This is a genomic window from Thermostichus sp. MS-CIW-23, from assembly GCF_054059455.1.
The window spans coordinates 48,802-55,523 of record NZ_JBSSCC010000019.1 but is presented as its reverse complement, the minus strand read 5'-3'; the positions used below and the strand labels follow the sequence as shown (position 1 = coordinate 55,523).

Annotated in this window: 5 protein-coding genes; all 5 read left to right on the top strand. The window is 58.2% G+C overall.

The genetic code is table 11. The features are described from left to right. Nucleotides 1-417 precede the first annotated feature (417 nt). Complete coding sequence (locus ACVW0B_RS08455; RefSeq protein ID WP_457491448.1) at nucleotides 418-3,183, top strand: cation-transporting P-type ATPase; 2,766 nt, start codon at nucleotides 418-420, stop codon at nucleotides 3,181-3,183. Between the two features lie 565 nt (nucleotides 3,184-3,748). Continuing rightward, entirely contained in the window at nucleotides 3,749-4,201 is a 453-nt protein-coding gene (locus ACVW0B_RS08450; protein WP_011432404.1) for an AbrB family transcriptional regulator, read from the top strand. A 140-nt stretch (nucleotides 4,202-4,341) separates the two neighbouring features. After that, nucleotides 4,342-5,745, top strand: a complete 1,404-nt coding sequence (locus tag ACVW0B_RS08445; RefSeq protein WP_457490590.1) for a 1-acyl-sn-glycerol-3-phosphate acyltransferase — start codon at nucleotides 4,342-4,344, stop codon at nucleotides 5,743-5,745. Nucleotides 5,746-5,923: 178 nt separating this feature from the next. Then, nucleotides 5,924-6,127, top strand: a complete 204-nt coding sequence (locus ACVW0B_RS08440; RefSeq protein ID WP_041436260.1) for a hypothetical protein — start codon at nucleotides 5,924-5,926, stop codon at nucleotides 6,125-6,127. Then, nucleotides 6,066-6,719 (top strand): (2Fe-2S) ferredoxin domain-containing protein, encoded by a 654-nt coding sequence (locus tag ACVW0B_RS08435; RefSeq protein ID WP_414406465.1) that lies wholly within the window; start codon nucleotides 6,066-6,068, stop codon nucleotides 6,717-6,719. The genes ACVW0B_RS08440 and ACVW0B_RS08435 overlap by 62 nt, the downstream gene beginning before the upstream one ends. Nucleotides 6,720-6,722: the final 3 nt, after the last annotated feature.

Sequence of the window (6,722 nt, the reverse complement as noted above, 5' to 3'; positions counted from 1 at the left end):
TGTTCTCGTTTTGACAAATTGGCCAGGAACTTCTTGAGTTTTCTCTATCTCGTCAGTGCTCTCTTTTGGCTCAAATGAAAGATCAACACAACCTAGCATTCGTGACATCCTCCCGGCGCTCGTCCTACGGACAGAGCGCGGGCTTCCCTTGGCGTCAGCGGGATGGAGTCTTTACCTCGCGGTTGGGTATTCCTACCCCACGCCACTTGTCTAGGTCTACGACCCCCGACAGAACAACTGGACAGGTGGTTTCCCTTCCCCAGCATTCCTGGGTACTAGGCTTTGTTGACGCTGGGGGGAACAGCGGCACTTCTGGGGGGTAGGCGGCGTCGGCTAGGCTGTGGACTGTACGAGGGATTTGCCGTTGAATTCACGGCTGGCTTTCAAGTTCTGTTGCGATTCAACTAGAGACCTGCGATGGCAAAATCCGTCTCCCCTGACTCATTGCCGGCAGCTCCCTGGCACGCCCTGCCCGAAGAGGAAGTTGCCCGCCAAATCGTTGCAGTGGATCTGCCTCTGGCGGCGCTTCTGGAACGGGGTCTGTCTCAAGCTGAGGTGATCCAGCGGCAGAAGCAATATGGCCCCAACGAGCTAAAGGCCAAGGCGGCTACCCCGGCCTGGGTGAAGTTTCTGCAGCAGTTCAACCAATCCTTGCTCTACATCTTGATGGTTGCCGGGGCGGTCAAGGCGTTTTTGGGATCCTGGCGCAATGCCATCGTGATCTGGGCGGTGGTGGTAATCAACGCTCTCATCGGCTACATCCAGGAGTCCAAAGCGGAGGAAGCGATTGCCGCTCTGGCTCGGTCGGTGGTGACGGAGGTCACGGTCATCCGGGATGGGCAAAAACTGCGGGTGCCCTCGCGGGAGCTGGTGCCGGGGGATGTGGTGCTCTTGAGCTCGGGAGATAAGGTGCCCGCCGACCTGCGCTTGCTGAGCGTGCGCAACTTGCAGGTGGATGAATCGGCCCTGACCGGAGAGTCGGTGCCGGTGGAAAAACGGCTGGGATCCCTGCCAGAGGAGACTTCTCTTGCGGACCGCCAGAACATGGCCTATGCCGGCAGCTTTGTTACCTTCGGCCAAGGAGCAGGGGTGGTGGTGGCCATTGGCAACCAGACTCAAACAGGCCGTATCTCGGAGTTGGTCGAAAAGGGGGGATCCCTGCAAACTCCCCTAACACGCAAGTTCGAGGAATTCAGCCTCATGCTGCTCAGGATCATCCTCAGCTTGGCCGGGCTCACCTTTTTGGTGGGATTGGCTCAGGGACAGGGGGCGGCCAGTGTTTTTGAGGCGGCAGTGGCGCTGGCGGTGAGTGCTATCCCCGAAGGCTTGCCGACGGTAGTCACTGTAACCTTGGCGATTGGGGTTTCCCGCATGGCAAAACGCCACGCCATTATCCGCAAGCTGCCGGCGGTGGAGACCCTGGGCAGCGCTACGGTAATTTGCTCTGACAAAACCGGCACCCTCACGGAAAACCAGATGACGGTGCAGGCCATCTACGCCGGATCCCAGCTCTACCAAGTTACGGGCAGTGGCTACAGTCCTCAGGGACAAATCCTGGCCCAGGAGGGGGGTGATCCAGTGGAAGTGGAGCGGCTGCTGGCGTTACAGGCTTGTCTCTTGGCCGGCTGCCTCTGCAATGACACCCGTCTGCAACCCAAAGACAACGGCCAGTGGGAGGTGGTAGGGGATCCCACCGAGGCGGCTCTGCTTGTGGCGGCTCAGAAAGGGGGCTTGGATCGAGAAGATCTGCAGCGCTGCCGCCCTCGCCTAGATACCCTCCCCTTTGAATCCCAGTTTCAGTACATGGCTACCTTACACAGATTGGGGCCGGAGGAGCATTGCATTTACGTCAAGGGATCGGTGGAAGCCCTGCTGCCCCGCTGCCGCAGCCAGATGGGATCCCAGGGGGAGATCCAGCCTCTGGAAGAGGAGCGGATTCGCCAGCAGGTGGAGGCCTTGGCACGGCAGGGGCTGCGAGTTCTGGCCTTTGCCCAAAAAACCGTCCCCAGCAGCCAAACTCGGGTGGATCACCCAGATCTGCAGGAGGGTTTAATCTTCCTCGGTTTGCAGGGAATGATTGACCCGCCGCGGCCAGAGGCCATTGCCGCCGTGCGCGCCTGCCAGAGTGCCGGGATCCAGGTGAAGATGATCACCGGCGACCACGTGCTCACGGCTCAAGCCATTGCCGAGCAGATGGGCCTGGGGGGTGGCAAACCGGTAAAAGCCTACAGCGGCCGGGATCTGGAGCAGCTCGGCCCAGAGGAGTTTGTTACCGCCGCCAATGAGGGATCCGTCTTCGCACGGGTGGTGCCAGAGCAAAAGCTGCGCCTGGTGGAAGCTCTGCAAGCGCGGGGGCAGATCGTGGCCATGACCGGCGATGGCGTCAACGACGCTCCGGCCCTAAAGCAAGCAGATGTGGGGATTGCCATGGGGCGAGGCGGCACCGAAGTGGCCAAAGCTGCTGCCGACATGATCCTGACCGATGACAACTTCGCCTCCATTGAGGCAGCCGTTGAGGAGGGGCGCACGGTTTACAACAACCTGCTCAAAGCCATTGCCTTCATCCTGCCGGTGAACGGGGGGGAATCGATGACGATTCTCCTCAGCGTGCTGCTCAACCGCCAGCTCCCCATTCTGGCCATTCAAGTGCTGTGGCTAAACATGATCAACTCCATCACCATGACGGTGCCTCTTGCCTTTGAGCCGAGCACAGGCCGAGAGATGACTCGCCCACCGCGGGATCCGGAGGCCAACTTGCTCTCTCCTAGGCTGCTGCAGCGCATCCTGCTGGTGTCCGTGTTCAACTGGATCTTGATCTTCGGGGTTTTTGAATACATCGAACAAACCACTGGCAACCTTAACCTGGCCCGCACCATGGCCATCCAAGCGTTGGTGATCGGTCGCATCTTCTACTTGCTCAGCCTCAGCCAGGCCATTCCTACCCTGTTGGGCCGTGGACGTGCCAGCCAATTGGAGCGCCATGAGCGCCTCATGGATACAGCAGCCATTGCCATCGGCATTGGGGCGGCCATCCTGCTGCAGATCCTCTTCAGCCAGTGGAGCCTGTTCAACATTATCTTCGACACAGCACCCCTGTCTTGGGAGCAATGGGGCTTTTGTTTGCTGGTGAGCTTGCCACTCATCGTTGTCTCAGCGGCAGCCAATCGAGTGGATCCTGAATGAATAACTTGCTTTGGGCAACTCGCGCTCACTGCGCTCCCATCTGAAGAAGTGCCGAAGAGGGGATCCCTCAGCCATTACTCAGATGTAGCCGGCCTCTGCCAAGAGATAAAAATGCCCGCTGGCCTAGGTCTGATGGCATCCAGCTTCACACCGCTCTGGCTGTCTTTTCGACCGATTTGCGCAAGGCAATCACCATCTCAGCGGCGGTTTTTTGGAAAGTCGAGCCTGTTTTCTGGCTGTGATCAGAGTTTGGGGCAGCCGACGAGTGGGGATGAGGCTGTAGAAAGCGGTGAGTCGGATCTACACCGCGGTACTACCCCCAAGGCGATCTTTTGTCAGCTCCATCCACAAAAGCCCCAGCACTCTTCAGGGCTTGAGTTCTTTTTGCCCCCATCACCTTTTGGCAAGGGCAGGAACACCTCTTGAGGGAGACGAGGTTTTTCCTTCGGAGCTGCTGGCTCAAGGAACAAGAGAAAAACCTGTCTTCAAAAAAGTCTCAGACTTTCGGTTGCAGGAGTACATCACAAGGGTATGATCTTAAGAGAAGGATGTAGGACATTAAAAAATGTCAGATATACCACCACAACCTTTAACCGGGAAGGCTCTGCTCCAGAAGGTCGAAGCGTTGGGGCATCTTCCGCGCCGAGAAACGGCAAAGCGATGTGGCTATGTAACCATGACCAAGACCAACAAGCCTCGCGTCAACTTGAATGAGTTCTATGACGCGGTGCTGGCGGCAAAAGGTCTGAGTCTCAGCCCAAGTTCCAGCCGAGACAAGCGCGGTCGTGAACCAACCTTTCGGGTCAGCGTCCACAAAAATGGGCAGTTGATCATTGGGTCGGCCTACACCGAAAAAATGAATCTCAAGCCTGGGGATGAGTTTGAGATTCAGCTGGGTTACAAGCACATTCACCTCAAGCAAGTGCTAAACGGCCAGGTGGTGGAGGAGTCAACCCCAAGTAAAGAAGCTTCCCCCAAAGCGACTCGCGGTCGCCGGAAAAAAACTGCTGGGGCTTGAGCCGCTGCCGGGCCGGGAGTGAGGAGAAGGGATCCAGTTGACGAACTGTCACTGTGTGGCTTTCTTCTTGCCTTGCCCTCTTTAAGATGGGATCCAAAGCCTAGGTTCACCGATCTTGCTGACCCTAGATAAGGATCCCTATGCAACAGAAGGTTCAGCCACCCCTCAAGTTTTTGCCACCGCGATTGACGCCTTGGGTCGTTCGTTTTGCTCAAGCAGGCTTGCCCTTTTGGTTGCGATGGACCAAAGGGATCCCTCGCGTTGAAGTGGAGGGGGGAGAGCGTTTGGCTCAGCTTTATCAGCAGTTTGAGGCGGGCAAGATTCGCCTGCTGGTGGCGTTTCGACACCCGACCCTGGATGATCCCCCCTGCTTGATGTACTTGTTTGCCCATCTTCTGCCGCAGGTGGCCCAACGCCAGGGGATCCGCTTTCGGGGCCGACCCCACGTTTTGTTTGTTTATGACCGCGGCCTACCTCTGTGGCTGGGATCCGTTGCCCGTTGGGGCTTGCCGCGCTTGGGCGGGATCCCGATTTTGCGAGGCCGTCTGGATCGGGCAGGGCTAAAAAGTTCTCGTGAGCAGTTTGTATCGGGCCAATATCCGCTGGCGGTAGCTCCAGAAGGGACGATCAACGGCATGAGCAGTCTTCTCAACCCGTTGGAGCCGGGGGTAGCCCAGATGAGCTTTTGGGCGGTGGAGGATCTGCACAAGGCGGGACGGCCAGAGCAGGTGCTGATCTTGCCGGTAGGCCTTCGCTATTCCTACCTGCGGGATCCCAGTGCCGCTCTGAATAGATTGCTCAGCCGCATGGAGGCCGATTGCAAGCTGCCGCCCACGCGCTCGGCTCACGCCGGTCAAGCCTTTTTGCTGGCCCGTATCCTTCGCTTGGGAGAACACCTGCTCCAGGTCATGCAGACCTTCTATGAGCGCTTCTATGCCCCTGCTCTTCCTGCTGCAGATAGAGCCCAAGTTAAAGAGGGGGATCTGTTGGCGCGTCTTCAAAGCTTATCGGATCTGGCCCTGCGCGTGGCCGAGCAGCATTTTGGTCTGGAGCCCCAGGGAGACTTCATCGAGCGGCGGCACCGCATCGAACAGGCGGGCTGGGCCTGGATCTACCGCGAAGATATTGCCGATATTGCTGCTCTCTCGGCTCTGGAAAGGGGGCTGGCCAATCGAGTGGCTGCTGAGGCCAGTTTTCACCTCTGGCACATGCGCTTGGCGGAAACCTTGATGGTGTTTGCGGTGCGCCCCATGCCCGAGCAGCCCAGTTTGAGTCTAGACGAGTTGGCGGAAACCGCCCTGCGCCTCTGGAGTCTGCTGGCTTGGATCAAAGGAGAAAATCCCGTCGGAACTGCTCCCCCCCGCTTGGGCCCCCGCCTGGCGCGTTTCAGCATTGGGGATCCCCTCTCGGTTTCCGAACGCTGGCCCGCCTACCAGGCCAACCGCCGACAAGCCGTACAAGCCCTCACCCAAGATTTACAAGCAGAAATGGAGCGGCTTATCAAAGGGATCCCGTGCTCCCCTGCGGTCCTCCCTGCTGTCTGACATGCCTAGTCGGCTCAGGGGCAAAAAGTGTAACAATTCCTGAGACATCTTGTGAGATATTTCGTGAAAGTAAAACGAACTTTTGCATTATCTGACAAGCAGGTGAAGGAAAGGGGAAGTTTCTGGCTCTTGGGGTAGAAAGGGGGCAGAAAGGAAGTGAGGCTCGTTGGCTTGGTCTATGTCTGATGAGCTGCTCCGCGCCATTCGCAGACGCGACCTGGAGGCCGCCACTTCAGCCGTGCAGCATTTGCGTTCTCGCCATTTAAGTGAAGCTGTGATCACCTCGATGGTGATGGTGGCCGTGGAGCGGTTGGCATGGGATGAAGGCGACCGGGCCGCCGCCAGTTGGTTACTGCGTCGCTGCTCCAGACGACGGCGCTGAAGGGATCCCTGCCCACATTGATTGTCTCGGGCCGTTGCTCTACGAGCTGTTTCAAGAACGCTGGGCCGAGATCCAACTCGGTCATGGGGTGGAAGGAGGAGTGCTGGAGCTGGCTTTTGAAAAGCCGACGGCTTTGTGCATGCTCTACGACGGCTACCTGACAGTGGCCACCGAAACTTGGCACCTGCATTTGTGCCTGGAGGAGCACCAAGGCGGCCCCTACCGCAAGACCCCACCCGAGCTGCGCCGCAAAAGATGGGTTAGCCGCGCCGCTCTCTACCGCCGTCTCAATCCCCAGAACCAGCCCCGCAGGTGGGGGATCCAGACTGTCTGTCGCTCCAGCCGTTGCTATCCTTCCCGCAACTATCAACCGGTTGTGGAAGCTCTGGAATCTGCCCGCCGAGAAGTCAACCTGGATGTACCGGTCATAACCTCAGGTTGTCTAGAAGTTTGCCAACAGCGACCGGTGGTTTTTTACTCTGGCGACCGCACCTGGTACAAGCGGGTTACTCCGCCAGTAGCGGGACAACTTGTCCACGAGCACCTGCTTAGGAATTGTCCCCTAAAAGCCCATCTTTTCCCAGGAGATTAGCCT

Coding starts and splice junctions, on each gene's coding strand:
- ACVW0B_RS08455 (WP_457491448.1), top strand. CDS start 418: ATGGCAAAATCCGTCTCCCCTGACTCATTGCCGGCAGCTCCCTGGCAC.
- ACVW0B_RS08450 (WP_011432404.1), top strand. CDS start 3,749: ATGTCAGATATACCACCACAACCTTTAACCGGGAAGGCTCTGCTCCAG.
- ACVW0B_RS08445 (WP_457490590.1), top strand. CDS start 4,342: ATGCAACAGAAGGTTCAGCCACCCCTCAAGTTTTTGCCACCGCGATTG.
- ACVW0B_RS08440 (WP_041436260.1), top strand. CDS start 5,924: ATGTCTGATGAGCTGCTCCGCGCCATTCGCAGACGCGACCTGGAGGCC.
- ACVW0B_RS08435 (WP_414406465.1), top strand. CDS start 6,066: ATGAAGGCGACCGGGCCGCCGCCAGTTGGTTACTGCGTCGCTGCTCCA.